At 69.9% G+C, this 25,509-nt stretch carries 26 protein-coding genes; 16 read left to right on the top strand and 10 right to left on the bottom strand.

Annotated features, from left to right (window positions below):
* Positions 1–87: 87 nt before the first annotated feature.
* The 4 genes from OG252_RS21705 to OG252_RS21720 are packed head-to-tail and all read left to right on the top strand — an operon-like array spanning position 88 to position 5,220.
* Positions 88–549 carry a hypothetical protein gene (locus OG252_RS21705; RefSeq protein WP_266435055.1) on the top strand — a complete coding sequence of 154 codons (462 nt, stop codon included), beginning with the start codon at positions 88–90 and terminating at the stop codon, positions 547–549.
* Complete coding sequence (locus OG252_RS21710) at positions 546–1,667, top strand: glycosyltransferase family 4 protein (RefSeq protein ID WP_329338045.1); 1,122 nt, start codon at positions 546–548, stop codon at positions 1,665–1,667. Before OG252_RS21705 ends, OG252_RS21710 begins: the two co-directional genes overlap by 4 nt.
* Positions 1,664–4,084: a DUF2206 domain-containing protein gene (locus tag OG252_RS21715; protein WP_329338047.1), complete on the top strand. Its 2,421-nt coding sequence runs from the start codon at positions 1,664–1,666 to the stop codon at positions 4,082–4,084. Before OG252_RS21710 ends, OG252_RS21715 begins: the two co-directional genes overlap by 4 nt.
* Entirely contained in the window at positions 4,081–5,220 is a 1,140-nt protein-coding gene (locus OG252_RS21720; RefSeq protein WP_266435061.1) for a glycosyltransferase family 4 protein, read from the top strand. The genes OG252_RS21715 and OG252_RS21720 overlap by 4 nt, the downstream gene beginning before the upstream one ends.
* A 93-nt stretch (positions 5,221–5,313) precedes the next feature.
* Here OG252_RS21720 and OG252_RS21725 read toward each other — a convergent pair whose 3' ends face one another.
* The 8 genes from OG252_RS21725 to OG252_RS21760 all read right to left on the bottom strand — a co-directional run bounded on the left by OG252_RS21725 (position 5,314) and on the right by OG252_RS21760 (position 12,916).
* Entirely contained in the window at positions 5,314–6,510 is a 1,197-nt protein-coding gene (locus tag OG252_RS21725; RefSeq protein WP_329338049.1) for a glycosyltransferase family 4 protein, read from the bottom strand.
* The gene (locus tag OG252_RS21730; protein ID WP_266435065.1) at positions 6,507–7,667 is read right to left on the bottom strand and encodes a glycosyltransferase family 4 protein; all 1,161 of its coding nucleotides are present in this window, start codon (positions 7,665–7,667) and stop codon (positions 6,507–6,509) included. The genes OG252_RS21725 and OG252_RS21730 overlap by 4 nt, the downstream gene beginning before the upstream one ends.
* Positions 7,664–9,028 carry a lipopolysaccharide biosynthesis protein gene (locus OG252_RS21735; RefSeq protein WP_266435067.1) on the bottom strand — a complete coding sequence of 455 codons (1,365 nt, stop codon included), beginning with the start codon at positions 9,026–9,028 and terminating at the stop codon, positions 7,664–7,666. The genes OG252_RS21730 and OG252_RS21735 overlap by 4 nt, the downstream gene beginning before the upstream one ends.
* Before the next feature lie 114 nt (positions 9,029–9,142).
* A complete protein-coding gene (locus tag OG252_RS21740; RefSeq protein WP_329338052.1) occupies positions 9,143–10,333 on the bottom strand; it encodes a cellulase family glycosylhydrolase in 1,191 nt (396 codons plus the stop codon).
* Between the two features lie 147 nt (positions 10,334–10,480).
* A complete protein-coding gene (locus tag OG252_RS21745) occupies positions 10,481–11,344 on the bottom strand; it encodes a glycosyltransferase family 2 protein (RefSeq protein WP_329338054.1) in 864 nt (287 codons plus the stop codon).
* Positions 11,345–11,713: 369 nt separating this feature from the next.
* On the bottom strand, positions 11,714–11,920 hold the full coding sequence (locus OG252_RS21750) for a hypothetical protein (RefSeq protein WP_329338056.1): 207 nt from the start codon (positions 11,918–11,920) through the stop codon (positions 11,714–11,716).
* Complete coding sequence (locus OG252_RS21755) at positions 11,917–12,624, bottom strand: hypothetical protein (protein ID WP_443068420.1); 708 nt, start codon at positions 12,622–12,624, stop codon at positions 11,917–11,919. The genes OG252_RS21750 and OG252_RS21755 overlap by 4 nt, the downstream gene beginning before the upstream one ends.
* A complete protein-coding gene (locus OG252_RS21760; RefSeq protein ID WP_266435074.1) occupies positions 12,617–12,916 on the bottom strand; it encodes a WhiB family transcriptional regulator in 300 nt (99 codons plus the stop codon). The genes OG252_RS21755 and OG252_RS21760 overlap by 8 nt, the downstream gene beginning before the upstream one ends.
* 245 nt (positions 12,917–13,161) lie before the next feature.
* Here OG252_RS21760 and OG252_RS21765 point away from each other — a divergent pair, with 245 nt between their 5' ends.
* The 5 genes from OG252_RS21765 to OG252_RS21785 all read left to right on the top strand — a co-directional run bounded on the left by OG252_RS21765 (position 13,162) and on the right by OG252_RS21785 (position 16,051).
* Complete coding sequence (locus OG252_RS21765) at positions 13,162–13,641, top strand: helix-turn-helix domain-containing protein (protein ID WP_266435076.1); 480 nt, start codon at positions 13,162–13,164, stop codon at positions 13,639–13,641.
* Between the two features lie 352 nt (positions 13,642–13,993).
* A complete protein-coding gene (locus tag OG252_RS21770; protein ID WP_266435078.1) occupies positions 13,994–14,407 on the top strand; it encodes a hypothetical protein in 414 nt (137 codons plus the stop codon).
* Positions 14,408–14,543: 136 nt separating this feature from the next.
* Positions 14,544–15,146 carry a phage tail tube protein gene (locus OG252_RS21775; protein ID WP_266435080.1) on the top strand — a complete coding sequence of 201 codons (603 nt, stop codon included), beginning with the start codon at positions 14,544–14,546 and terminating at the stop codon, positions 15,144–15,146.
* A 141-nt stretch (positions 15,147–15,287) separates the two neighbouring features.
* Positions 15,288–15,578 carry a hypothetical protein gene (locus OG252_RS21780; protein WP_266435082.1) on the top strand — a complete coding sequence of 97 codons (291 nt, stop codon included), beginning with the start codon at positions 15,288–15,290 and terminating at the stop codon, positions 15,576–15,578.
* Positions 15,579–15,694: 116 nt separating this feature from the next.
* Positions 15,695–16,051 carry a hypothetical protein gene (locus tag OG252_RS21785; RefSeq protein WP_443068421.1) on the top strand — a complete coding sequence of 119 codons (357 nt, stop codon included), beginning with the start codon at positions 15,695–15,697 and terminating at the stop codon, positions 16,049–16,051.
* Between the two features lie 31 nt (positions 16,052–16,082).
* Here the strand turns inward: OG252_RS21785 and OG252_RS21790 are convergent, their stop codons facing one another.
* Positions 16,083–16,922, bottom strand: a complete 840-nt coding sequence (locus tag OG252_RS21790) for a hypothetical protein (RefSeq protein WP_329338060.1) — start codon at positions 16,920–16,922, stop codon at positions 16,083–16,085.
* A gap of 348 nt (positions 16,923–17,270) precedes the next feature.
* On the opposite strand from OG252_RS21790, the gene OG252_RS21795 reads away from it, so the two are divergent.
* The gene (locus OG252_RS21795; protein ID WP_266435086.1) at positions 17,271–17,486 is read left to right on the top strand and encodes a hypothetical protein; all 216 of its coding nucleotides are present in this window, start codon (positions 17,271–17,273) and stop codon (positions 17,484–17,486) included.
* A 601-nt stretch (positions 17,487–18,087) separates the two neighbouring features.
* Here the strand turns inward: OG252_RS21795 and OG252_RS21800 are convergent.
* Positions 18,088–18,513: a DUF3592 domain-containing protein gene (locus OG252_RS21800; protein WP_266435088.1), complete on the bottom strand. Its 426-nt coding sequence runs from the start codon at positions 18,511–18,513 to the stop codon at positions 18,088–18,090.
* Between the two features lie 93 nt (positions 18,514–18,606).
* Between OG252_RS21800 and OG252_RS21805 the strand changes: the two genes are divergently transcribed.
* From OG252_RS21805 to OG252_RS21830, 6 genes are all read left to right on the top strand, one after another.
* Positions 18,607–19,458: a hypothetical protein gene (locus tag OG252_RS21805; RefSeq protein ID WP_329338064.1), complete on the top strand. Its 852-nt coding sequence runs from the start codon at positions 18,607–18,609 to the stop codon at positions 19,456–19,458.
* Positions 19,459–19,485: 27 nt separating this feature from the next.
* Complete coding sequence (locus OG252_RS21810) at positions 19,486–20,679, top strand: phage tail protein (RefSeq protein ID WP_329338066.1); 1,194 nt, start codon at positions 19,486–19,488, stop codon at positions 20,677–20,679.
* The gene (locus tag OG252_RS21815; protein WP_329338069.1) at positions 20,676–21,968 is read left to right on the top strand and encodes a tape-measure protein; all 1,293 of its coding nucleotides are present in this window, start codon (positions 20,676–20,678) and stop codon (positions 21,966–21,968) included. Before OG252_RS21810 ends, OG252_RS21815 begins: the two co-directional genes overlap by 4 nt.
* Before the next feature lie 72 nt (positions 21,969–22,040).
* Entirely contained in the window at positions 22,041–22,961 is a 921-nt protein-coding gene (locus OG252_RS21820) for a phage distal tail protein (protein ID WP_329338071.1), read from the top strand.
* Between the two features lie 67 nt (positions 22,962–23,028).
* Complete coding sequence (locus tag OG252_RS21825) at positions 23,029–24,255, top strand: hypothetical protein (RefSeq protein ID WP_329338073.1); 1,227 nt, start codon at positions 23,029–23,031, stop codon at positions 24,253–24,255.
* Between the two features lie 40 nt (positions 24,256–24,295).
* Positions 24,296–25,492: a hypothetical protein gene (locus tag OG252_RS21830; RefSeq protein WP_266435101.1), complete on the top strand. Its 1,197-nt coding sequence runs from the start codon at positions 24,296–24,298 to the stop codon at positions 25,490–25,492.
* The last annotated feature ends 17 nt before the right edge of the window (positions 25,493–25,509 follow it).

Below are 25,509 nucleotides of genomic sequence, written 5' to 3' on the forward strand. Positions count from 1 at the left end.
GGCTGCTGAAAGGCCACAATGCGGACTGAGACAACGCGCGACGGGCAACGCGGTAGCGCAGACGAGACGGTCGGCGGGCGCGGCCCTGTGATCCGGCGTGTCCTGGTGGCCGTCGCGGTGGTCGCCGCGGTGGTCGTCGCCTGGTCCACACCGGCGGTCCGCACGGAACTGACGAAGTCCTTCACCCGCCAGGACCGCCCTTATCTGGAGCTGTACTTCATCGAGTTGCCGTCCTATGTGGGCGACCGGGTCGAAGCCCAGGTCGCCTTCACTCCACACGGCGGCGTGCGGTCCACGGGGCCGTCGGCGAAGGAGCGGGAAGAGGGCGCGCCCCGGCCCGGGGCGGACACGTTCGTGCTGAAGGCCGAGGCGGACCGGGACGGTGAGCGCCTGGCCACCGGGTGGGCCACCGTGCGTGCCGTCGACGGTAAGGCGAGCGTGGTGAAGGTGGACGTGGACCTGCCCAAGGGCGAGGACGCCGACGCGCTGCGCGTCTCGGTGGCGGGCCGGTCCGAGTACCTGATCGGTCATCTGGAGGCCACCGGATGAGCGCGGAGACAGAGGCGGGCCTCATGGGGCGCAGAGTCATTCAGGTCACCCCCTACTACCCGCCGGCCCTCGGCGGGCTCGAGCGGGTGGTGGCGCAGCTGTCCCAGGAGCTGGCGCACCGGCACGAAGTGCATGTGGTGACCACGGGACTGCGGACGTCAGGCCTGCCGCGGCACAGCGTCGAGGACGGCGTGCACGTGCACCGGCTGCCCGCGATCGAGGTGGCCAACACCGCCATCTCGGCGCTGCTGCCCGTCCAACTCGCCAAGGCGCGGCCCGGGGACGTCGTACATCTGCACATCGCGCACGCCCTGGTCCCCGAACTCGTCTCCGCGGTCGCGGCGCTGCGGCATGTTCCGTATGTCGCCCACTTCCATCTCGACGTGGACGCCAGCGGCCCGCTGGGGCGGCTGCTGCCCTGGTACAAGCAGCACTTCCTGGGCCGGGTGCTGCGCCGGGCCGTCGCGGTGGTCGCGCTCACCGAGGAGATGGCGGAGTTCCTGGTCGAGCGGTACGGGGTGTCCCGGCAGCGGCTGCACATCGTGCCGAACGGCGTGTCGGACGCGTACTTCCTGCCGCCCCGGCCCGCTCCGGCCCGGCCGCTGCGCCTGCTCTTCGTCGGACGTCTGCAGATCCAGAAGAACGTGGCCCGGCTGCTGGACGCGATGGCCCAGGTCCAGGAGGACGTACGGCTGCGGATCGTCGGCGACGGCGAACTGCGCGAGCCGCTCGTGGCGCAGGCGGCCCGGCTCGGGCTGCGGAACGTCGAGTTCGTGGGGGCGCTGTACGGGGACGACCTGGTGAAGGCGTACGCGGACAGCGATGCCTTCGTGCTGCCCTCCGACAAGGAGGGGATGCCGCTCGTGCTGCTGGAGGCGATGGCTTCGGGGCTTCCCGTCATAGCCACCGATGTGCCCGGCAACCGTGAACTGGTCGACGGCACCGGGCTGCTCGCGGCGCCCGACCCGGCCGCGCTGGCCCGGCGGATCGACGAGCTGGCCGCCGACGCGGAGCTGTGGCGGAGCCTGGCCGAGCGCAGCGCCCGCACCGCGGCGGGACTGTCGTGGTCCCGGGTCGCCGAGCGCGTCGAGCAGGTCTACACCGAGGCGTTGGCATGACGCTCGAGACGGACGAAACCCTTGCGTTGACCACCGTGAAGCACCGCGGAGAGGACCGGAGAGAGACCGACACGGCGACCGGCACGCGGACCGCCAGCCGCCGGAAGAGCAAGCGCTTCGAGGTGCCGGACGGCGCGGTGCTGATCGCCTCCGCGCTCTGCACCCTCGCGGTGCTCATGCCCGTCACGCCATCGCTGGTACGTCTCGCGGCCGGGCTGTATCTGCTCTTCGGCGCCCCGCTGCAACTGTGGCGTCCGCTCGCCGGGCGGATCGTGCCGACGGGCAGCGGCCGCACGCTGGTCTCCGTCGGCCTGGTCGTCATCGGGGACATGCTGCTGGCACTGCTGGTCAACACGGTGCTGCCGCTGGTGGGCGTGGACCGGCCGCTGACGCGCGGGTACCTGACCGCGGCCACCGTGCTGGGCATCGGCGTCCTGTGGTGGTGCCGTCGGCGGTACGCGCCGTACGAGCGCACCGGGCCGACGCGGCTGTGGGCGCTCGCCCGCGCCACCCCCGGCCTCGGCATGGCGACCGCCGCGGGGGCCGTCACCGTGCTGTGCGCGGTCGCCGGAACGATCCGCCTGAACAACGGATACGGCGGGACGGTCAGCATCGTCGCGAGTGTGCTGGGCGGCCTGCTGCTGTTGTTGCTGACCGTCAGGCGACGCAAGTACCACGTGACCGCCCTGGAGACGGGGCTGTACATGGCGGCGCTCGCGCTGCTGTTCCTCGCCTCGCTGCGCGGCTGGTTCATCACCGGGCACGACGTCCAGACCGAGTACCTGTTCTACCGGATGGCGCTGGGCGGCGAGTACTGGGACGTGTCGACGTACCGGCACGCCTACAACGCCTGTCTGAGCATCACCCTGCTTCCGGTGAGCATCCGTCAGCTGACCGGCATCGACGACATCTACATCTTCAAGGCGATCATCCCGGCGCTGTTCGCCCTCACCCCGGTCATGCTGTTCCGCTCCGTGCGGAACGTGGCCCCGCGCTCCGTGGCGCTGCTCGCGGCGGTCTTCTTCGTCGCCTTCCCGACCTTCCTGACGGACATGGTGTTCCTCGGCCGGCAGGCGATCGCCTTCGTCCTGCTGGGCAGCGCGATCGTGGTGCTCACCGACAGCCGGGGCCCGCGGACGGCCCGGCGGGTGCTGTTCGTGGTGCTGATGGTCGGCGTGGTCCTCTCGCACTACTCGACCGCGTACGTGGTGATCGGCACGCTGACACTCGCGCTCGGTTACGACAAGGTGTGGCGGCTGGTGTCGCGTCGGGGCCGGGACCGGTTCCGCCGCAAGCGGCGCGAGGACCGCATGCTGAGCTTCCTTCAGTGGTGGATGGTGCTCGTGCCGGCGGTGGCCGCGCTGGTCTGGGCGGGTCCGGTCACCCACACCGGCGGCCAGTTGCACACGACGGTGGCGCAGGCGGTCTCCGATCTGGTGTCACCCAAGAAGGGCCAGGCCGGTTCCTCCGACACCGGCTACAGCCTGTTCGGGGGCGAGCAGCTGTCGCCGCAGCAGCGCCTGGATCAGTTCGTGAAGGAGTCGGAGGCCGACTCCTCGAAGGAGCGCGCGGACCTGCTGCTGACACAGAAGGAACTCGACGGCATCGACTGGAGGGCCGTGTCCACCGCGGACATGCCGCTCACCCCGCTCGGCCGGATCCTGGACGCCGTGGGCATTCCGGTGCCGTCGTTGAACGGCGCGGTGCGGGGCGCGGTCGCCTACTTCTTCCAGTTGATGACCCTGCTCGGCATCTGGGTGGTGCTCAGGGCGCGCGTCTCGGCGTTCCGCGCCGTCCGGGACCAGACGACCATGGCCTGTGCCGCCCTGAGCACGGTCGCGCTGTTCACCCTCGTACCGCAGCTGTCCGTGGACTACGGCGTACTGCGGGCGTTCCAGCAGGGGCTGTTCTTCTTCGCCCCGTTCCTGGCCGCCGGCACCCTGTGGGTGCTGCGCTGGGCACGCCGCAGGGAGGTCTTCAGCGCGGTCCTGACGTTCTGCCTGCTGCTGAACCTCGTGGGCGTCATGCCGAAGCTGCTCGGCGGCTACCCGGCGCAGATCCAGCTGTCCAACGGCGGCGACTACTACGACATCTACTACACGCAGGCGCAGGAAGTGCAGGCCGCGCTCTGGCTCGACGCCTGGAAGCGGGCGCGCAAGGACGCGACACCCATCCAGATGGACAGCTTCTCGTACACCCGGCTGAAGCCGTACATGGCGTCGGACGCCGCCGACATCGGCACTCCGGTGTGGCTGGACAGGGAGGCGTACCTGCTGCTGGGCACGACGCCCGCGAAGACCGGACGGGTGTCCATCTTCTATCGGGGCGACCGGATCACGTACGAGTTCCCACGGGCGCTCGTGGAGAAGAAGAAGGACCTGGTGTACAACAACGGCGGTTCGGTGGTGCTGAGGTGACCGGTTCCGTGCGACGGGTGCTGCTCGTCTGCCACTTCTATCCACCGCACATGGGCGGGATCGAGCGGGTCGTCCAGGCCGAGGCGCGCCGGCTGGCCGCTCTCGGGCTGGAGGTCACCGTGGTGACCTCGGGCGAACGGGCGGCCGAGACGGTCGGGGAGGACGGGGTCCGGGTCGTGCGGGTGCGGGCCTGGAACGGGCTGGAGTCCCGTTTCGGCGTGCCCTTCCCCTTGTTCGGGCCGGGGCTGCCGCGGCAGATGCGGCGCTGGGCACGGTGGGCGGACGTCGTGCACATCCACGACACCTTCTATCTGACCTCGTGGTCGGCGGCCCGCGCGGCCCGGCGGGCGCGCCGCCCCTGGCTCGTCACCCAGCACGTGGAACTGGTCGACCATCCCTCGGCGCTGGTCACTACGGTGCAGCGGGCCGTGTACCGGCTGGCGGGGGCACGGATCTGGCGGGGCGCGCGCACCGTGTTCACCCTCAACGCCCGCGTCGCCGAGTTCGTCCGCGGCCACGGCGCGTCGCCGGAGCGGATGCGGCATCTGCCCAACGGCGTGGACACCGAGCTGTACCGGCCCTGCCAGGACGCCATCGAACGACGCGAGATACGGGGCGAGTTCGGGCTCCCGCTCGACCGGCCGCTGGCGCTGTTCGCGGGGCGGCTCGTCCCGAAGAAGGGGTACGACGTCGCCGTCGCGGCTCAGGAGCGCGGCACCGGCTTCGACCTCGTCCTCGCCGGCGGTGGTGACGCCTCCGAACTGAACGGCGGACAGGGCGTGCACTACGTCGGTGCGCTGCCGCCCGAGCGGCTGGCCCGTCTCTACCGGGCCTGCGACATGTTCGTGCTGCCGTCGGTGGCGGAGGGTTTCCCGCTGTCGGTGCAGGAGGCGATGGCGGCGGGTCTGCCGGTGGTGACCACCCCCGACGCCGGCTATGCGCCGTACGGCCTCGACACGGACCGGTTCGTGTTCGCCGAGCGGAACCCGGAGGCGGTCGCCGCGGAGCTGTCGCGGCTGGCCGCGGACGCCTCGCTGCGCACCGAGATGGCCAAGTACTCGGAGCGGTACGCGCGGACCGCGTTCTCGTGGGACGCGCATGCGGAGGCGCTCGTGGCGGCCTACGAAGAGGCGTAAGAAGAAGAGGCGTAAGAACGAGGCTTGAAAGGGGGGCGGGACTCAGGTCCCGCCCCCCTCTGCTGTCACATCGAAGCTGTCACGCCGAAGCTGTCACAGCGAGCGGAACAGCTCGTTGTACCGCTTCGTCAGCAACGGCCAGTCGTACTTCTCGACCACCCGGCGGCGTCCGGCCCGGCCCATACGGTCGGCCAGTTCGTCGTCGGTGAGCAGGGTGCGCAGCGCCGCCGCGAGCGCCTCGGGGTCGCGCGGCGGCACGATGAGACCGGTCTCGCCGTCGGCCACCGTGAAGGGCAGCCCGCCGACAGCCGTCCCGACGGCCGGGGTACCGCACGCCTGGGCCTCGGCGAGAGCGGTGCCGAAGCACTCGGAGTCGCTCACCGAGGACAGCACCCCGGCCCGCGCGTGCCGTACGGCGTCCACCAGTTCCTGGCCACGCAGCTCACCCACCGCGATCACGCGGTCGGCGACACCCAGCTCGGCGGCGAGCTTCAGCAGGTTCTCCACGTCGTCGCCGCCGCCGATCAGCTTCAGCCGCGCCTCGGGCAGGTCGGTGAGCAGCGCGAAGGCGCGGATCAGCTGGTCGACGCCCTTCCAGCGGGAGGTGCTGTCCATCCGGCCGACGTAGACGACGACCGGCGGCCGCTCGGAGGGCGGCGGGCCGGGGACCCAGCGCTCGGTGTCGACGCCGGGCGGAATCTCCTGGGCGCGCGGACGGCCGTACGCCATGGACCCGGGGGCCACGGCGACGGGAACCGTGGCCCGGGCCATCAGCCGGGGCAGGACGGAGCGCTCGTAGACGGCGATGATCCGGTTCGCCAGGCCGCCCTCGGCGTCCTGCTTGTGCATGGTGCCCGCGTGGTACGTCAGCACGGTGGGCCGGCGCTTCGCCGCGAACACCGCGATGTCCGCGAGGCCGGGCACCGGCGCGTGCGCGTTGACCACGTCGACGCGCTCCTTGCGCAGCCGGCGGCGGACCTGGAACGGCCACAGCGGGTTGATCGGGCTGTTCGACAGCTTCAGCCAGGGGCCCAGCCGCACCACCTTCACGCCGTTCTCGACGCTCACCCGGGTGCGCCGGCCCTCGGTGTTGGTGGTCAGCACGACCGCCCGCATCCCCGGCTCGGCGGCGACGGCCTCGGCGATGCGGGCCGCGTAGTTCTCGACGCCGCCGATCTTCGGGGGGTAGTACGACGTCACCACGGCCACCGTGCGCTCACCCCGCGGCCCCTGCGGGGCGGGTACGACGGAGCGCAGGCGACGCTTGGCGTTGTCGATGACGACGTTCACCGGCTGATGGCCTCTCTGTAATGGTTCTCCAACGCATCGAGGAAGCTCTCGACGTCGTAGCGGGCGGCTCGGGCTGCGGAGCCGTCACCGAGCCGGCGCAGCCGCTCCAGGTCGCTCACGAGCGGGCGCAGGGCCTCGGCCAGGGCCGGGGCGTCGCCCGCGGGGACGAGCGCCCCGTTGTCCTCGCCGACGAGTTCCGGCAGCCCGCCCACCCGGGACGCCACCAGCGGCCGGCCGATCTGCAGGGCTTCCAGGGCGACGGTGGGGAAGTTCTCGGGCCACACCGACGGGATGACCACAACCGAGGAGGCGGCCAGCGCCTCGCTCACGGCGTCGGGCGAGACCCAGCCCCGGAAGCGCACCCGTCCGGCGGCCGTGAGGTCGGCCACGGAGGTCTCCAGCGCGGCCCGGTCGGCGCCGTCGCCCACGATGTCGAGGGTGGTGTCGGGGTGGGACTCGAGCAGGAGCCGGAAGGCGTCCAGCAGGACGTGCACGCCCTTCACCCGCTCCAGCCGCCCCACGTACAGCAGGCTGCCGCTCTCCTTCACCGGCTGGGGCAGTGCCGTACGGGGCACCCCGTTGGGCAGGACGTGGACGGGGACCTTGCCGACGTCCCTCCGGACCAGCTCGGCGAAGTAGGCGCTGGGCGCGAGGACCCGGTCGAGCCTGCGCAGCCGCGGGAGGTAGGCCGGGCGCTGGAGGAACCGCAGGTACAGGTAGCGGGCCTGGTCCGACAGGGAGAGCCGCTCACCGCGGGTGGCGGAGTGCAGGTTCCAGCGCAGCAGTTCCAGCGTCCAGTCCTCGGGCCCGTGCAGGGTGAGGATCTGCGGGCTGCGGTCCGTCGCCGCGAGGGCCGCGGGACTGAACTCGCCGATGGTGTGCAGATGGACGACGTCCGGCTGGTACTCGTCCATGATCCGCGTCAGGCGGCGGTGGGCGTCCCGGTGCCAGAAGTAGCCGAGGAAGCGCTGGGGTGCGCTGCCCTGGATGGCGGGGACGAGGTCGTCCGCGAAGAGTTCATGGCCCTCGGAGTCGAGAGTGGTGGCGACGGTGCGTATCTGGTGGCCGCGGGCGGTCATGCCCTGCTGGATGAGGCGGACACTGCGTTCCGCGCCGCCCGCCTCATGGCCGATGTTGATGACGTGCAGCAGTTTCATGACGATGTCCGGGTGCCGAGGCCGTGCGGCCGGTCAACAGGGGTGAGCGTGAGCGTGGAGTCCACCGGGGCGGCTCCGGGCGGGGGTGTCTGTCCGCGTCGGCCGCGCACCACGGCGACCAGGGCGACCAGACCGGAGGCGAGGTTGCCCAGCCCCCAGGCCCAGCCGATCCAGACCAGGCCGCGCGGCGCCCACAGCAGCGCCAACGAGACCGTCACCACGGCGAAGACGGCGTTGTTGACGACGAGCTGGCGCAGCTGACGGGTGATCTTCAGGGCGAAGTTCGCCCAGGCCGAGAGCGCGACCGCCAGTGAGCCGAGGGCGAAGGAGACCAGCAGGGGCTTGGCCGCGTCCGAGTAGCCGGGCCCGAACACCCACAGGATGAGCCCGCTGCCTCCCGCGATCACGGCGGCGGCCGGGGTCTGGGCGGCGGCGATGATCACGGCGGTGCGACGCAGCAGCATGGGCACCTGGGCCGGATCGTGCGACCCTTCGGCGAACAGCGCCTCACCGACGGAGAAGGCGATCGCGTTGAGCAGGCCCGCGATCTGGAAGGCCACGTAGAAGTATCCGGTCGCCTCGGCGCCCAGGTGGTGCAGCACGATCAGCGGCAGGATCAGCTGCGGCAGCAGGTTCAGCAGCCCGGCGACGTAGCTGGCCAGGGAGTAGGTGAACTGCTCGCGCAGCCGGGTGCCGCCGATGCGCAGGTCGAAGCGGAAGCCGAGCCGGCGCCGCATCAGGAAGAGCGCGCACAGCACGGCGGCGGCGAATCCGGCCCCGGTCGATCCGACGATCCCGTACATGCCGAAGCCGGTCAGGGATGCCGGCAGGGCGAGTTTGGCCACCCCCTGCGTCAGCCCGTCCGACCATACGTTGAGCTCGGGGGCGCGAGCCCCCATGAACACCGACTTCGCCAGCTGGTTGAGCGCCGCGAAGGCGCACAGCACGGCGAACGTCGTGACGGCGAGCGGGTTCTCACGGACGAAGAGCAGTTTCTCGCCGTACCAGGGCAGGCCCGCCAGATAGCCGAGCGCCAGCAGACCACCGGCCGCGGCGACCGCGCACAGCGCCAGCGTCAGCTGGGCGTTGCGGGCATCCGAGGCGGCGGGGAAGCGTATGAGGGTGTTGTTGAGGCCGAACAAGCTCAGATACGAGATCAGGCTCATCGCGGAGATGAGCGAGGTGGCGATGCCGACCTCGGCCGGGGTGTAGAAGCGCGCCACGACGACCCAGAACAGGAAGCCCAGCGCGGCCGTGGTGGCCGTGCTGGCCAGCACGAAGGCCGAGTTGCGGTAGACCGCTTGCCCTTCTTTGGGACGCCTATGTCTCGCCACGTCGGTCCCGTCGATGGCGGAGCACACGGCTCACGTTTCCCCCCACATGGTCGTAACGCCGAAGCCGCCCGGTGGTACGGGCGGCAGCGATCGTGTGAACGGCCCGCCCGGGCCCGGTTCCCCCGCCCGGGTCATCGGCCGTCAGTCCTTGGCCCGATATGCCGCGATCGCGTCCCGATAGGCGTCGAACGACGGCTTGCGCTCGCCGGCGTAGTCGATGAGCCCGTAGTAAGCCCATGTGCCCGCGTTCGCCTCGGGAGTCTTGACGTCGCGGTGTCCGTACCAGAACACCTTGGTGACCGGGGTGAGTTCGTCCGCCGCCTTGATCATGTCGGTGGCGATCCGCGCCTGATGGGCGAGGGTGACATGGCTGGTCTCCACGCCGGGCCGCTCTCTGTCGGCGACCGCGCCCCTGCCGTCGGTCGGGGCGCCCGTCTCGGTGAGCCAGATCTCCAGATCGGTCTTCTCGTGCCGGGCGAGGACCGCGGTCAGGCTTCGGCGGACGCCGGTGACCTGCTCGTAGGGACTGTCACCGGTCTTCGTGCTGAGCAGCATGCCGTGGGAGAACGCCTGGAAGCTGATCCCGTCCACATGGTCGCCGACGCCGCGCTCCAGCACGTTGTCCAGGAAATCGGCGGGGGTCTGACGTCTGCTGGTGGTGGTGGCGGCATTGGCGAGGCCGGCCAGCAGGACGAAGGAGTCGGGGTCGGCGGCGCGGATGGCCTTGGAGGTCTCCTTGACCATCTCCGCGTAGCGCTCCGGGTCGGCGCCACCCGCCCAGAAGCCGCTGATGTTGGGCTCGTTCCAGATCTGCCAGGTGTGCACGCCCATCTCCGAGTAGCGACTCACCGCCTCGCCGACGAACTGGGCGAAGCGGGCGTTGCTCGCGGGAGGGCAGGTCGCGCCCTCGGACGCGCACGCGAGGTCGCGGGACCACTGTGGGGTGTAGCCGAGGGTGGCGAGCACCTTCAGGTCACGCTGCTGCGCGGCGCGGGCCACCCGGTCGAAACGCTCCCACAGGTACTGCGACTCACCGTCGGGCTGGATGTTCGTCCAGGACAGGTCGGCGCGGATCCAGGTGACACCCAGGTCGACGGCGTCGTCGAGCGCCTGGGCGAGATCCGCGTCGTTCATCCACGGCAGGGTGTCGCTGTAGGCGAGCCCGAAGTCCAGGGGCTTCGTACGCGCCCCCTCGGCCTGCGCGACCGCCGAGGGCAGTTCGTACGGCGACTTGGACGAGTCCGTGGCCTCGGGCGAGGCGGTGCCGGTGTCCGCCGAGCATCCACTGCCCAGCGCGACGAGGGCGGGGGCGGCCCACAGCGCCCTCAGCACCCTACGACGAGAGGTGAAATGCCCGACTTTCCCAGGCCCTTCACCTTGTTCGAATTCTGTCGACATGCGGTGCACCTTAATGGACGACAAGACATCCCCATTCCAGGGATCGCCCCGCGCGGAAGCGGGCCACGCACCGCCGAGTACTCACGCCAGTTCCAGGGATGCGTCTTCGACCGCGCGCGGAGTCGGCAGGGCGGCGCGGGCGGCGAGCTCCGCGACGAGAGCCGCGGCCTGTTCGGCGGCCTGCGCGGCCCGCTCCGCCGCGGCGTTGGCCCGGGCCGCCTCGGCAGCGGGGACCATGCGGGCGGGCGTGGTGCGGAAACGATTGTCCCGGAGCTTGTGTTCGAACAGCTGGCGCAGGTTGGCCACCCCGTCCGGCAGCGCGTTCAGCTTGACCTCGCCGCCGCGCACCCGGTACTCGATGGGCACCTCCAGGCAGCGGAAACCGGCCCGGGTCGCCGCGTTCTTGATCTCCTGGGAGAACGCCATGCCGGGCGAGCGGACGTCGATCCCGGTCCACACGTGCCGCTGGAAGATCCACATCCCGGACTGCGAGTCGCGCAGGCCGTTGCGGAACAGCGCCCTGCTGAGGCCGCTCAGCGCGTGGTTGGCGATGGTGTGCGAGGGCTTCATGGCGTGCCGGTTCTCCCGGCCGAGCCGGTTCGTGGTCATGAACTCCACGTTCCTGGCGTCCAGGATGTGCAGCAGGTGCGGCAGCGCGTCGAACGGGTAGGTGCAGTCGGCGTCACCTGTGGCGATGACATCGCCCGTCGCCGCGTCGAACCCGGCGATGTAGGCATTGCCGTACCCGCGCCTGGGCTGCGAGACGACGGTGGCGCCCAGCGACCGGGCGACTTCGGCGGTGTCGTCGGTGGAAGCGTTGTCGACGACGATGACCTCCGTCGCCCACCCCGCCTCCATCAGCTCGACCCGCGGGATGGACGCCAGCACCGCGGGCAGGTTCTCGGCCTCGTTGAGCGCGGGTATGACGATGGACAGCGATCTCAAGGAGTCCCCCCCAGGGACTTGAACACACTGGACATCACTCCGGGCGGGCCCCCTTGCCCGACCGCGGCGGCGCTTCGGCGCGTGTCCTGCGACACGGGCCCCCTCTGCGCACCACGGGAAACCGGAAGCCCGTCGCGAACACGTGCACACGCAACGAGCAGATGTCTCATTCAACTACTTTCAGCGCACCTTAACCGGCCCTTACTTGCCCCACGCACGTTCTTCATGGACTTGTTATGGAGCTCACTTCTTCTTTACGGGGCGGCGGACGCCGAAGGCGGCCACCGCTCAGGTGACGCCCAGGTGACCGCCTTCGGCAGACAGGAATCGGGAAGGAACAGCGAGTAGCGAGGCCGCCGGCGCGACAGCTCAGCGCACCCGTCTTCGGGTGGTGGCGCGGGCCGCCGCGCGCTCCGCGGCGAACACGTCCTCAAGGCGGAAGAGTTGGGCGCGCCCCACCTTGCCCGCCGCCGTGAGACGGCCGAGCTGGACCCACTTGCGGATGGTCGCGGGGGCGACACCGGCCTCCTGGGCGGCGAGGGGGCCGGGGATGAGCGTCGGCAGGTCGGTCCTCATCGGTGGTTCCACTCCCCCTCGTTCCAGGTGTGCCGGTAGGCCGGATCGTCGTGGCAGCCGCAGTCGGGTGCCGAGCAACGGCAGGCCGGGTTGACGCAGAGGACGGCCGCGCGGTCCGGGAAGGCCCGCAGCGAGACGGAGTCGCACCAGGGGCAGCGTCCGGAGACACGGACGACGGTCTCGGTGTCCCCCAGGGCGCGGGCGCAACGCCGTGCCATGCGGCGGGTCTCGTCCCTCACGTGCGCGGCGAGCACGGGGTCGGCGGCGACGCCGTCGAGCAGGGCGGCGATACGGCGCAGCCGCTCGGGCACGGTCGCGCGGCGGGCCCGGGTCAGACCGAGGCGGTCGCGCACCGCCTCCTCCAGTTCGATCACGCCGTCGGTGATGTCACGGATGGTGTCGGAGATGTGCAGGCGCAGGGGTGCCGCGCTGTGGCCGGGGGCGACGAGTCCATGCGTCTGCTGGAGGAGCAGAGCCTCGGCACGCTCCTCGCGGAGGCGGTCGGCGAGGCCTGCCGGGGGTGGTGGTCCGGCAGGGCGGTGGGCCGGGGTGGTGCGGCCGGGGGCGAGTTCGGTGGAGAGCTCGGGGAATTGGTGGAGGAGCATGCCGATCCAGAGGCGGGCGTTGTCGGTGGGGCGGTCGGCGGGAGTCGAATCGGGGGCGGCAGCCGTACGACGGTCAGGCGTCGGGCACTGATCAGACAACGGAGCCTCCGCGGGGCCGACCCTGCACGACCGGCAGGAAGTGCGCCGGAATCTCCACGGGGCGACCGCGTCGCCACAGGCGGCCGCCGCAGACTCCGTCGAACCAGTTGTCGGCCGGAGCGACGGCCTCCTCGCACTTGCGCCGCACCGGGCAGCCGGCGCAGGCCCGCAGCGCGGGTGCGGCCTCCTTGACCTTCTTCGAGAAGACGACTCCGGGCGGGAGCCCGACGCAGGCGGCCGCGGTCTGCCAGGCGCCCGGACGGGGCGGTGGACACGAACCGGTGACGGACATGGGGGCCTCCCAGTGTGGCGGGTGTGATGCAAGGGTCGCCCAGAGTGACAGATTGCGTGCGCGCCCGCAACAAATATGCCAGCGACCCTTTCGGCGGAATCGGGAGATCCGGATCAGTCGGACATCACCTCCACCGAATCCCCCCTCCTCACACCGATCTTCCTCAGTGCTTGCGCGAGAGCACGTAATTCCGCGCGCGCAAGCAAGCTAAACTTGCCGCACTCCACAGGAAAGCGAGCCCTCAGATGACCAGCCAGGATCTGGACGCGTTCGCCGCTTGGGTCGAGCACCTGATGCGCGACCGCGGCTACGACATCGACAGCCCACGCGGCGGCGGCAAGTCACGCATCGCGGACGAGGCGGGAGTCCATCGCGCCGCCGTCACCCGCCTGCTGCAGCGCCAGAGCATGCCGGACCTCGAGACCACACGCCGGCTCGCCCGCGCCCTGGGCGTGCCGGTCCGCGACATGCTCATCCGCTCCGGCCGACTGACCGCCGAGGAACTGACCGACCCCGGCGACCACTTGACCTCCCCCACGCCCGGCGCGGAGTTCGGCCGCCGCCCCACCCTGGAGGAGGTCGCCGACCTGCTCGGAGTACCGGCCGACCGAAGGGAGATGTTCGTCCGCGTGGTGGAGCAGTTCCTGCCGAACGACGTACCGGCCATGGAGCGCGACCACGAGGAGCCCCGCCAGCTGGCGGACGCGGCCGCGACCGCCGACTGACCCTCTCCCTGATGCCGGACGCGCCACAGAGGACACCCGTGGGCCGACGGGTGCACCTGCACGGGGGCGGCGAGTTCCGGCACTCCTGAACGCCCATGTGCGCCTCAGCGCCCCTTTCTTCAGGGGCGCGGGACTGTATCGATGCGCGGCTCCACCGCGTGAGCGCGACAAGCCCTCACGCACCCGCAGCGCCCCCCACCTCATACCCCCCCCTTCGCCTTCCCTTCCCCCACAACAGGTCTCCGGATTTAGTTGCGTGCGCGCACGCACCTCTGTCACAGTTGGTGCAGCGGCGGAGCTGTGCCCGCAGGGCGCCACACCGCCTTCCCAACGCTCCCCGAGGTGACCCGGCATGACCACACCCACTCCCCCGAGCACCTTCCCCGACGTCGAGGCCATGATCGTCGACGTCCTGGAGGACGACTCAAGGCTCTCCGGCGCGATCGTCGACGTCCAGGCACCGTCGGGCTTCGACGGCACGGCCGCCGCCGTCTTCGTCAACCGCCGCGGCGGCGCCTGGGTCGGCGAGCTCCACGTCGACCAGCCGCTGATCGAGCTGGAGGTGTACGGCCCGACCAAGCAGGCCGCACACGTCCTGGCCAACGACGCCCGCCAGGCCGTACTGGCGATGGCCAACACCCGGTACGGCACCAGCCTCGTCACGGAGGTGGAGGAACAGGACGGCCCGCGCTGGCTGCCCGACTACCTCTACTCGGCGGCCAACCGCTACGTCACCGTGATGAAGGTGTACGTGGACGTCTACTGACAGACGCTCCACTCCCCACAGACCGAAGGCCTCGCCACCCCGGCGGGGCCTTCGTCGTGCCCGGACCACCACTCGGGCACGACAACCCACCCATACGAACCTGTATGAACCCATATGAACAAGGAGAACCACCACCATGGCAGGAACCAACTCCTCCGAGATCCGCATCGCCGGTGTAGGCCGCCTCTATGTCGCCACCGCCGACACCGACGTCCCGACGACCTTCTCCACCGACACCGCCACCGACTGGGCGACCGGCTGGAAGAACCTCGGCTTCACCTCCGGTGAGGGCGTCACCTTCAGCAAGAAGGACAAGCTGGAGCCGGTCGACGTGTGGCAGGCCGTCAGCCCGGTGCACTTCGTGTACTCGGACCGCGACCTGACCCTCAAGTTCTCGCTGATGCAGTTCAACGAGGACACGCTGCCGTTCTTCATGGGCGGCGGCACGGTCGAGGCCGTCACCGGCTCCACGGGCGTCTACAAGTACGACATCGCCGACCGTCCGTACGCCGACGTACGCGCCCTCGGCCTGGAGTTCACGGACGTCCGGGCGAGCGACGGCACCACCGTGACCTACCGCTTCGGAATCCCGCGCGGCCAGGTCACGGCGGCGGACGACATCAAGCTGGCCCGCAAGTCCGCGGCCCAGCTCGGCATCACCTACACGGCGATGGCGTCCGCCGACGGCTCGGCGCTCGCCAGCTTCGTGATGAAGGACGCCTCGTACGCGGCGGCCTGACCCACCGGGGTGGGGCGGACGCCGATCCGCCCCACCCCGGGCCCTCACCCTGGACCCTCACACCGTTCAGCCGCCTTCAGCCTTCTGTCCGCGGTCTTCAAGGACTCCGGTCTTCAAGAACTCCAAGGAGTACGCCTCACCATGGCCCGATTCGACGTCAACGCAGCCCGCGCCCAGCGCCTCGAAGCCCTCGGCCGCACCTGGTCGTTCGAACTCGACGGCGAGACCTTCACCCTGCCCACCGAGCTGACCCGGGCCACCGCCCGAGCCCTGCGCAAGCTCGACGACAACGACGTGGACGGGCTGCTCGGCCTGCTCATGGGTGAGCAGCAGTTCGCCCGCTTCGAGCGGTACGAGATCACCATGCAGGACATCGCCGCCATCCTGGAGGCCTACGGCAAGGAGACGGGGCTCGGCCTGGGGGAAGGCTGAGCCTCGTCGGGTTCGTAGACGAACACGCCGAGGCCCTGGAGGCGGACCTGCTCCGCTACTACGGCATCGACCTGCTCGACTGGCACCGCGACCGGCTCTCCTCCCGCCGGCTCGCGGTGCTCGTCAAACACCTGCCGCGCGACAGTGCCCTGAACCGGGACCTGCACGGTGAGGCCGCCGAGTGGTCGGTGACCGACCATCTGCTGGCGGCGACGGTGGACCATCTGGCCGCCGCCAACTGGATGTTCATGTGTGTCAACTCGTCCGAGGACGGTGACCAGCCGGAGCCTCCGGTGCCGGTCCCGCGCCCGGGCGACGCGGCGGAGGAAGAGGATGCGGGGAAGGAACGGGAAGAAGGAGAGGCAGGGCCGGAGCGGTCGCCGGTCGACGGTCGAAGGACACCCGGGGACGGGGACGGGGACGGGGACGGTTCGACGCCGTCCGCGGTCCAACTGGCCCGATTCTTCGCCTGATTCTTCACCCCGGTCGGGGCGGAGCCCCGATTCAACGAGGCGGCGTCTGTTCGTCGTTCTCATCCCGACCCCGGCCCGAGGTCCTGCCCTTGCCCTCCAGCTCGTCGGCGAGGACCCGGGCCTTGTCCGAGAGCCGGGGGCGGTCCTCGTCCCGGGGCACTTGCGGATCGGGCTGATCCTGCTGGCGGCGATTCTTGTCCCGTAACGCCCCGGTGTCGGCGGCACGTTTCAGCGGGGGCACGCTGGGCCGCCCGTTACGCCGCACCACCGGCCGCCGCTCGACCGCCGGGCGCGCCTCCCGCACGTCACGCGCGGAGAGCAGGATGTCGGCGGCGGGCACGCTGACCGGGCCGGAGCCGGGGCCGGGGCCGGGTTCAAGCTCGGGCTCGGGCTCAGGCTCAGGCTCGGGCTCGGGCGACTGTTCCTTCTCGTCGGCCACCGACCGCTCCCGCTCGCCCTTCTCCTCTACCCGCGTCACTTCCGAAGGGGGACGCAGGAGCTGGAGATACGGCAGCGGAATGACCTCTCCGCCCCGCTCGCCCCGCTCGTCCCCGGGCCGTCCGGTCCGGCGCGGCCGGCGGCCGGTGCGGGCGTCTTCGTGACCCTCGAAGTACGCGGCGGTGATCCGCTCCTCGTAGGCCCGCCGTATCCCCGGCATCTGCTCGGCCACCACGTCCGCCCAGGCCGCGCTGTAGGCGCCCAGTTCACGCCGGTCGAGTTCGCCCCGGGGCAGGACGATGAGGTCCTGGGCGTCGTAGCCGAGACGGTGGACGAGTTCGGAGACTCTGGCGATGAGATGCGGCAGATCGGCGAACTGTTCCAGCCAGTCGATCACATGCTCGTGCCGCGCGTTGCTCGCGTCCGCATCCACCCAGTAGGCCTTGCTCTCGTCGCCTGCCCCTTCGCACCCCCCCGGCGCGAGGACGGCCATCGGCGGCCGTCGCCGTCGTCTGCCGGGCCCTCAGCTTCCTGTGGAGCCCGTTTATTCACACTTCATTCACCGACGGAAGAACGGCCGGATCCTACTCCACCAACCTGACAGAACTTTCACCGGATCCCGCATCGCCGCAGGTCCGGACCACGCACGACGGAGCCGCCTCGGCAAACACGGGACGGCACCGCGGGATCACTCGTACACTAGTTCGAACAACGCGTTTCGAACGCCCCGAGGCGCCACCTGTACCACCAGCCCAGCGGACACACCGGAAAGCAGGCCGAAATGGCGACGACTGGCACGAGCAACCACCCGCAGCAGCCGACGGACACCTACACCCGCCTCGCCCACCTCCTGCGCGCCCCCGCCCCCAGCCGCGAGGCCCTGCTCGACCAGGTGTACGAGGAGCTGCTCACCCGGGAGTCCCGCGCCTACGCCGCCGGCTGGACGGACGCGCTGACGGAGGCGCGGCGGGCACGCCCGGGCCGACGGTCCTCGTAACCGCTCACCGGGTCCGGGGGTGGCACGGATCCGCCGATCCCGCGAGGGCGGCGCCGGACGTGAGCGCAAAGGTGCACCAGACCTGCTTCTCGTCGAAGCCCGTCCGATGTGCCACCCCCACCGACGCGCCAAGGCCTCGACGAGACGCAACCCCCGGCCGGCAGTTTGAGCGCCTCGCTCCAGACACGGTCGATCACCATCACTCGCGACAACACCGACGCGAGCTGTCGCCCGGCCTCAAGGAGGGGGCTGCGTCAGAGGGCACTCAGGCGTCAGACCGGAGCGGCACTCTCATCCACAGCAGCGGTAACACCTGCGTCCGCTGCCGAAGCTCGCCCTTACCAGTCACATCACCGCTGCCCTCGACCAGCTCGCCCGAGACCGACCCCCGGTTTACCAGCCGCTTCTCTGTCCCAACGACGGCACCCCCCGTCCCGCAGCAGCGGAACCCGGCATCCACCCGAGACGGCTTCGGCCTACCGGGGGCCCATCACCCAGCTTCACAAAGCGAAACAGTCCGCCGACTCCGTCGGCGGACCGTCATCAAAAATCGAGGCTGAGCCAGCGTTCACCGCGACGCCTTTGGGCGGCGTAACAACCCTCAGACCATGGTCAGCAGCAAGATTCCCGCTACGAACATCGCCAGACCGCCGTACCCGAGGATGAACACGAGGATCCTCTCGGCGCGGTAGTCGATGTCCTTCAGGAATCCAGTCTTTGCACGACGCGGCTTTCTTCTGTCGTATACCACTGGGACCACCATGCCGGGGCTCGGCTGATCCCTCTGGACCTCGCGGAACTCGGCCCGCGGCTCACCTTCGAGCAGGAGAACTTCGTAGCGGACTCGGTATCTTCCCCCGCCGTAATAATCGTGCGTCGTGGAGACCGCCTCACCCTCGACTCCATGCCGCACCAGATTTCGCAGACGGTGATATGTCAGAAATGTAGTGGATTGAATAATCATGGCAGCGAAGCCGGCCATCACAAGGAGGCCTGCGACGACGAAGCCGACGGTCGAATTTTCCACGGCACCCCACCCATTCTCGCTTGACTGGCGACGCGAATCTAGCATCGGCAAATCAAGAGGGTCAACCCTCTCCACCAATTAAACGAGGTGAATATGGCCAGCACTTCGGACACTGAAACTCTTGAGAAGATCGCTGAGCTCAAGGCTGACATCAGTGCAGTGAATACCACACTGAACACGCATGTAAAATCAGGGAACCAGCTGACCGACGGAGAGTTCGAGAAAGGCAAGAAGGAGATTGTCGATGCCGTCAAGAAAGGAAAGGATGAGCAGAAAACCCGCTGGGAAGCCCTCATGGAGGCGCTCCACCTGAAGGAGATCTTCGAAGCCTTCAAGCAGTTGGACACATTCACCGTGGTCATCATCTTCGTCGGCGCAACCCTGGCCTTGTTGAAGGACCGGGTCCTCAACTACGGAAAGCTTCTGAACCTGCTGGTCGAGAAGGTTACAGGGAAAATCGTCAGCGTCGACCCGCAGAGAGGCACTCCGGCATTCCAGACACGCGAAGCGACGGAGGCCGGCCAGGCTGTCTCCATCAACCCCACGAACGTCACGCCCGAAAGACTCAGCGCCCTCCAGTCCGCACTCAACACTCTCACTCCGGAAGTCAATAGCTATAACTCCGAAATCAGGGCGATGAAATCCCCAGCGCAGATCAAGAAGATCGCCAAGGCGGTGGGAGACCTCAAGGCCAAGCTCACCCCAAACCCCGCCGAGGACATCAAGGAAGTAGCCACGGCCATCGGCGAGCTCAATGGAAAGCTCCAGCATTACGACCCCGAGAAACTCCCCAAGCCGCAGGCCTTCAAGAAAATCGCTGACGCCGCCAAGGACCTCAACCGGGACGCCGGCACTCTGCGCCAGACGTTCCTGGAGCTGGCCACCGCGTCCAACACCGCCGCGGGCGCCATCGGCGGCGGCGCCACCGCCCCCGCCGCCAGATGACCCCGTTCCGCCCGAAGGAGGTGTGCCATGAGTCTCGTTAGTTCACTGAAGCAGGCGTCCGGATCCCTGCAGGACTTCAAGTCGAAGGCGTCCGGCGCCGAGTCGGCGGCGAAGGGTGTCGGAAACGCCGGCAAGGCAGGGGCAACCCAGCTCAAGGCCCTCAAGACCGCCGCCCAGAGCTCCGAAAAGGAGCTCAAGGACCTCAAGAAGGCCTCCGACCAAGCCGAGAAGTCCATATCCAAGGCAGGCAAAACCGGCTCCACCGCCGGCAAGAACCTCGGCAAGTACGAGTCGGGGGCGACCAAGGCGGCCAAGGGCCAGGACAAGATGAACAAGTCGATGAAGGGCAACTTCTTCGGCATGCTCATGGACCTGCTCATGCCGCTCATCGAGAAGGTCGTCGAGATGGCGACCAAGTCGAAGACCATGCAGAAGGTCCTCAAGGCGGCCTTCGGCGCCATCAAGTCCGTGATCAGCAGCGTCATGAAGGCCATCGGGCCGATCATGAAGAACGCCGCGAAGCTGATCAAGTCGGTCTGGAGCGGGATCAAGAAGGCGATCTCGGCGGTCGTCAAGGCCGTCGCCACTGTCATCAAGACCTACGTCGCTATCTGGAAGAAGGTCATCAGCACGGCGCTGAAGGCCATCAAGACGGTCGTCTCCAGCGTCTGGAAGGGCATCAAGGCCGTCATTTCACCGGTCGTGAACTGGATCAGGTCCGCGATCCCGAACGCCTTCCGCGCCGTCAAGGACAGGCTGTCCAGCGTCTGGGGCGGCCTCAAGGGCATCGCGGGCCGCGCCTTCGACGGCATCAAGAGCGCCGTCAAGGGCCCGATCAACGCCGTCATCGGCATCATCAACTCCGCGATCGGCGCCCTCAACGGCATCAAGGTGTCGATCCCGGGCTGGGTCCCGAAGGTCGGCGGCAAGACCTTCGGCGTCAGCCTGCCGAGGATCCCCGCCCTCGCGGCCGGCGGTGTCGTCATGCCTCGCTCCGGCGGTGTACCGGCGATCCTCGCAGAGGCCGGTGAGGCGGAAGCCGTACTGCCGCTCAGCAAGCTGGACCGGCTGCTCAGGCGCGCCGCCGCACAGGGCCCGGCCTACGCCGGCGCGGCCGGAGCACACGGCGCGCTGCACATCGAGCACTACTACGCGGCCGAGGCCGGCAGCCCCCAGCGCACCGCCGACGCCCTGATGTTCCTGGCGAAGGCCCGCGGATGAGTGCCGCCTCGATATCGGCGGGCGGCCTGCCCCTGCCGGTCAACCCGTTCGCCGGGGTCGCGCCGGTCCTAGGTTCCTTCCGTACGAGGGTGACGCAGACCCAGTCCACCCTCCGCACCCTCACCGACCGGATCAAGGGCGCCGCCACCGCCGTGGACCGCATCCGTCCCGCCGCCGACCAGGGCGCCACCGCCCTGCGCCAGGTCAAGACGAACGCCGACGCCGCCGCCCGCTCCGTCACCAGGACCGGGCAGACCGCCACCACCGCCGCACCCGGCATCAAGGCGGTCGGCAGCGAAGCCAAACGCTCCACGAAGGCCCTCGGCAGGCTCACGTCCGCCGCCGGCGGCATCCTGGCCCTGGCCGCCGGTCTCATCGACGTCGCCGGAATCGTCGGCGACCTGATGGGCGCCTTCGGCACCGCCATGACCATCGGCTCCGGCGTCATGCTCGTCATCAACGCCCTGACCCGCGCCAACCCCATCGGTTTCGTCACCGGCCTGCTCCTCCCGGTCGCCGCCTGGCTCCTTGACCTGGCGATGAACTCCGAGACCGGTCAGCGCCTCATGGAGCAGCTCGCCACGCTCGTCCTGAAGTACGTCGAGGGCTACCTGACCGTCATGACGCCGCTGCTCAAGGCGATCGCGAGCGCGGTGAACACATACGCCACCGCCTACCTCACCCTCATCACCACCGCGATCTCCGTCATCAGCACGCTCCTCGGCACCGCATTCGCCGCCCTCAGGGCACTCACCACCGGCGACACCCGTGCGCTCAGCGGCAGGGTGTCGTCGATCTGGCGCGGCTTCAAGAACGCGGTCAGGCCGGCGCTGACCTGGATCACCAAGGACATCCCCCGGATGTTCACCCGGATCAAGGAGGCGATGTCCAACACCCTGCGTGCGATGGGGCAGTTCGTCACGACCGGCGCCCAGACCGTCGCCGGTGTCATCAAGGGACCGGTCAACGGGCTGATCGCGTTCTGCAACTGGGTCGTCGACGGGCTCAACTCCCTGAGCTTCTCCCTCTTCGGCAAGAAGTTCGGCATCGACCTGGACAAGATCCCGATGCTCGCGGAGGGCGGCGTCGCGGTCCCCGGTGCCTCCCGCCGTGCGGGCCGGGTGCTGCCGCTCACCAACCTGGAACGGCAGCAGACACTCGCCCGGCGAACCCGGTCCCGGTCCCGGTCCCAACTCCCGCACAACATCAAGGAGTTCCACGAGAGTGCGGGCGCCGGCGCCCGGGGCACCGCCGAAGACCTCCTCTTCCTCGCGTCGGCACACGCATGAGCACAACGCCACGCATGAGCACCCGCGAGGACCTGAACCCGAGAGCGACGAGAGTAGTGAGGTGACGGCCCGATGGCCGACATAACCACAACCGCATACGCCGAGGACGTTCCCCCCGGCTCACTCATCACCCGCGACGGGCAGATGCAGTGGGCCGGACTGCTGCTCGGCCCCGGCACCCCGTACGAGATCGACCGCGGCGGCCTCAGCGGCTGGGAGGACCTGCCCGAGTACGACAGCTCCGACGCCGACCACCCCACCGCGCACGGCGCCTGGCCGGGCACCCGCTACGCCAAGCCCCGCAAGGTCGGCGGCACCCTGTGGACCGTACCGGCGGAGAGCGGCACCGAGTCCTCCCTCGCCGCGATGCGCGTCCTGCGCCAGGCCCTCCTGCTCGGCGACGCCGAGCGCTGGCTCGCCGTTCGGCTGCACGGCGAGACGCTGGCCGTGCGGGCCCGGGTCAGCCAGCGCGTGCTGGCCGCCGACCGGACGTACACCACCCAGGGCGTCTCCAAGGCGTCCGTGCAGTGGTACGCCACCGACCCGCGCCGCTACGCCGTCGACGAGCAGGCCGCCGTCACCGGCGCCCCGCAGCCGGAGAGCGGCCTCACCTGGCCGCTGACCTGGCCGCTGTACTGGGGTCAGACGGCCTCCACCGGAGACGTCAACGCCGACAACACCGGCTCGGCGCCCACGCACCCGGTGCTCATCTTCAACGGTCCGTGCGCCAACCCGACCGTCACCGACCGCACTTCCGCCCGCCGCCTGCGCTACGACATCACCCTCGCCGCCGGTGACGAGCTGGTCGTCGACACCGCGGCCGGCACGGTCACCCTCAACGGCACCGCCTCGCGCCGCCACACCGCGGCCGCGGACAGCAGTCCCGAGGAGCTGTTCGCCTTCGAACCGGGCCGCGCCCAGCTGGCGTTCCGGCCGGACACGTACGACACCGGCGCCCGGATGACCGTCCGCTGGCGCGACGCCGAATGGTGACCCGGGCCGTGAATCACCCCATGCCCCACGTGCCCCACCCCGTGCCCCACCCCAGAGGAGAACACTCGTGAACCTGCGCAGCTCATGGGTGGCCGAGACCGGCCAGACCCGCGAGGACACCCGCCTCACCCAGCTCGGCGCGACCACGCCGAGCAACCCCGTCGGGGTCCGCTCCGGCATCCTGCCCGGCTCCTACAGCGGCCAGCACCGAGTCTCCGGCTTCTGGATGGAGGGCGGCGCCGGCACCATGAAGGCGACCGTGTACGAGGGCCGGGCGGTCATCCAGGCCGAGAACAACCAGGGCGCCTACCCGGTCACGCTCCCCGAGTCGCTGTCCCTCACCTTCGCCGACGGCGACGCCTCCAACGCCCGGATCGACCTCGTCGTACTCCGCATCTACGACGACCTGTACGACGACTCCGGCTTCACGAAGGCCGCCGTCGAGATCATCAAGGGCACTCCGTCCGCCACCCCCGTCGACCCTCCGCTCCCGGACATCGCGCTGCCGATCTACCGGGTCACCGTGCGGGCCGGCGTCAGCGCCGGTACCGGCGGCGTCAACTGGAACAACGACGCCGAGGACCTGCGGACGTCCGTCGTCGCGCTCGGCGGCATCCTCCCGGCGTACGGCGACACCGGCAACGGCGCGTACCCCGGCCAGTACCGGGACTCCGGCGGCACGCTGCAGCGCTGGGACGGCTCGGCGTGGGTGTCGTACCCGAGCGCGCTGGGCGGGATCGCCCCGGCCGGTGCGGTCACCACGGCGAGCTACACCGGGCAGTACCGGGATTCGTCCTCGGGGCTGCTACAGCGCTGGAACGGCACGACGTGGGTGTCGTACCAGCCGGTGCCGAGCTGGGTCGACTACACGCCGGTCTGGGGTGCCGAGAACGGCCCGGCGCCCACGATCGGCAACGGGACGCTCGCCGGGTCGTACATGAAGATCAGCACGGTCGTGCACGTCCGGATCTACCTGAAGATCGGTTCGACGACCAACCTGGCCGCCCAGGACGCCAACGCCAACTGGACGTTCTCGCTGCCGACCGCCCCGGTCGCCACCCCCGCCTGGAAGCTGGACGGGCGCGTTCTGAACGCGGAGGCGTTCGACTCCTCGGAATCACTGCTCCACCAGGGCTCCGCCCTGCTGGCGGCGACCAACGGCGGATTCGTCCGCTCGGTGCGCGACGCCCTGGCCACCAACACCGGCCTCTGGGACAGGTCGCTGCCCTTCGCCTGGGCCTTGGGGGACGTCCTGTCCATCCACGGCACCTACGAAGCCGCCTCACCCTCCTGAGCGGACACAGCCAGCAGACCAATCGAAGGGCTCGCTGACCATGACACTGCACTCCGGCTGGCTGTCCCCCACCGGCCAGACCCGCCAGGCCACCCGCCACACCGCTCTCGGCGCCACCACCCCGGCCGGCCCCCTCCAGTCCCGCTCGGGCATCCTGCCGGGCACGTACGACGGCCAGTACCGGGTGGGCGGCCTGTGGATGAGCGGCAATGCCGGCACGATGACCGCCGTCGTCTTCCACGGCAGGGCCGTCATCCAGGGCACCACCACCCAGGGTGCCTACCCGGTCGCCCTCGACGAGGACATCACGGTGACCTTCGCCGACGGCGACGCCCAGCACGGCCGCATCGACCTGCTCGTGCTGCGCGTGTACGACGACGCCTACGACGGCTCCGGCCGCACCGAGGCAGTCGTCGAGATCGTCCAGGGCACCCCGGCCGCCGCCCCCGTCGCACCGACCACCCCGGACCTGGCGCTCCCGCTGTTCCGGGTCTCCGTCCCGGCCGGAACCAGCGCGGGGACCGGCGGCATCCCCTGGACCACCTCCACCACCGACCTGCGCACCACGCTGGTCTCGGCCGGCGGCATCCTCCCGGTCTACAACAACGCGACAGCGGCCGGCAGCTACCCCGGTCAGTACCAGGACAACGACAACTCGGGTTTCCTCCAGCGCTGGAACGGCACCGAGTGGGTCAGATACCCGAAGGCGCTCGGCGGCATCGCGCCGACCGGCACGGTCACCACAGGCAGTTACACCGGCCAGTACCGCGACTCCTCCCTCGGCGTCCTGCAACGCTGGAACGGCTCCGCATGGCAGTCGGCGATCACGCCGCCGCCGTTCGCGTCGTCCCTGGACTCCGGCTACACCACGTCGACGACCTACACGGCCGCGCTCACGGAATCCACCGTCACCGCGCTCACCCTCGCCTTCACCGCCCCGACCACCGGCGCCGTACTGCTCCACTTCGGCGCGCGCATGCTGACGCAGAGCAGCACCACCGCCACGGCGTTCATGGCCGCGCAGGTCACCCAGGGCGGCACCGTCGTGTCGAGCGCGAACGACGAGTACTGCGTCTCCCACGGCGGCACCGTCTACTCGTCGGCCTCCACAGTGTGGCGGCTGGGCGCGCTCACCCCGGGCACGAGCTACACGGCGACCGCCATGCACCGCTCCAGCGACGCGGCCGTGACCTGCTGGTTCGACAACATCTTCATGCGCGTCGAACCAGCCAACTGACCCGGCCAACTGACCCG

This window comes from Streptomyces sp. NBC_01352 (genome assembly GCF_036237295.1).
GTDB classification, from domain to species: Bacteria; Actinomycetota; Actinomycetes; order Streptomycetales; family Streptomycetaceae; genus Streptomyces; species Streptomyces plumbiresistens.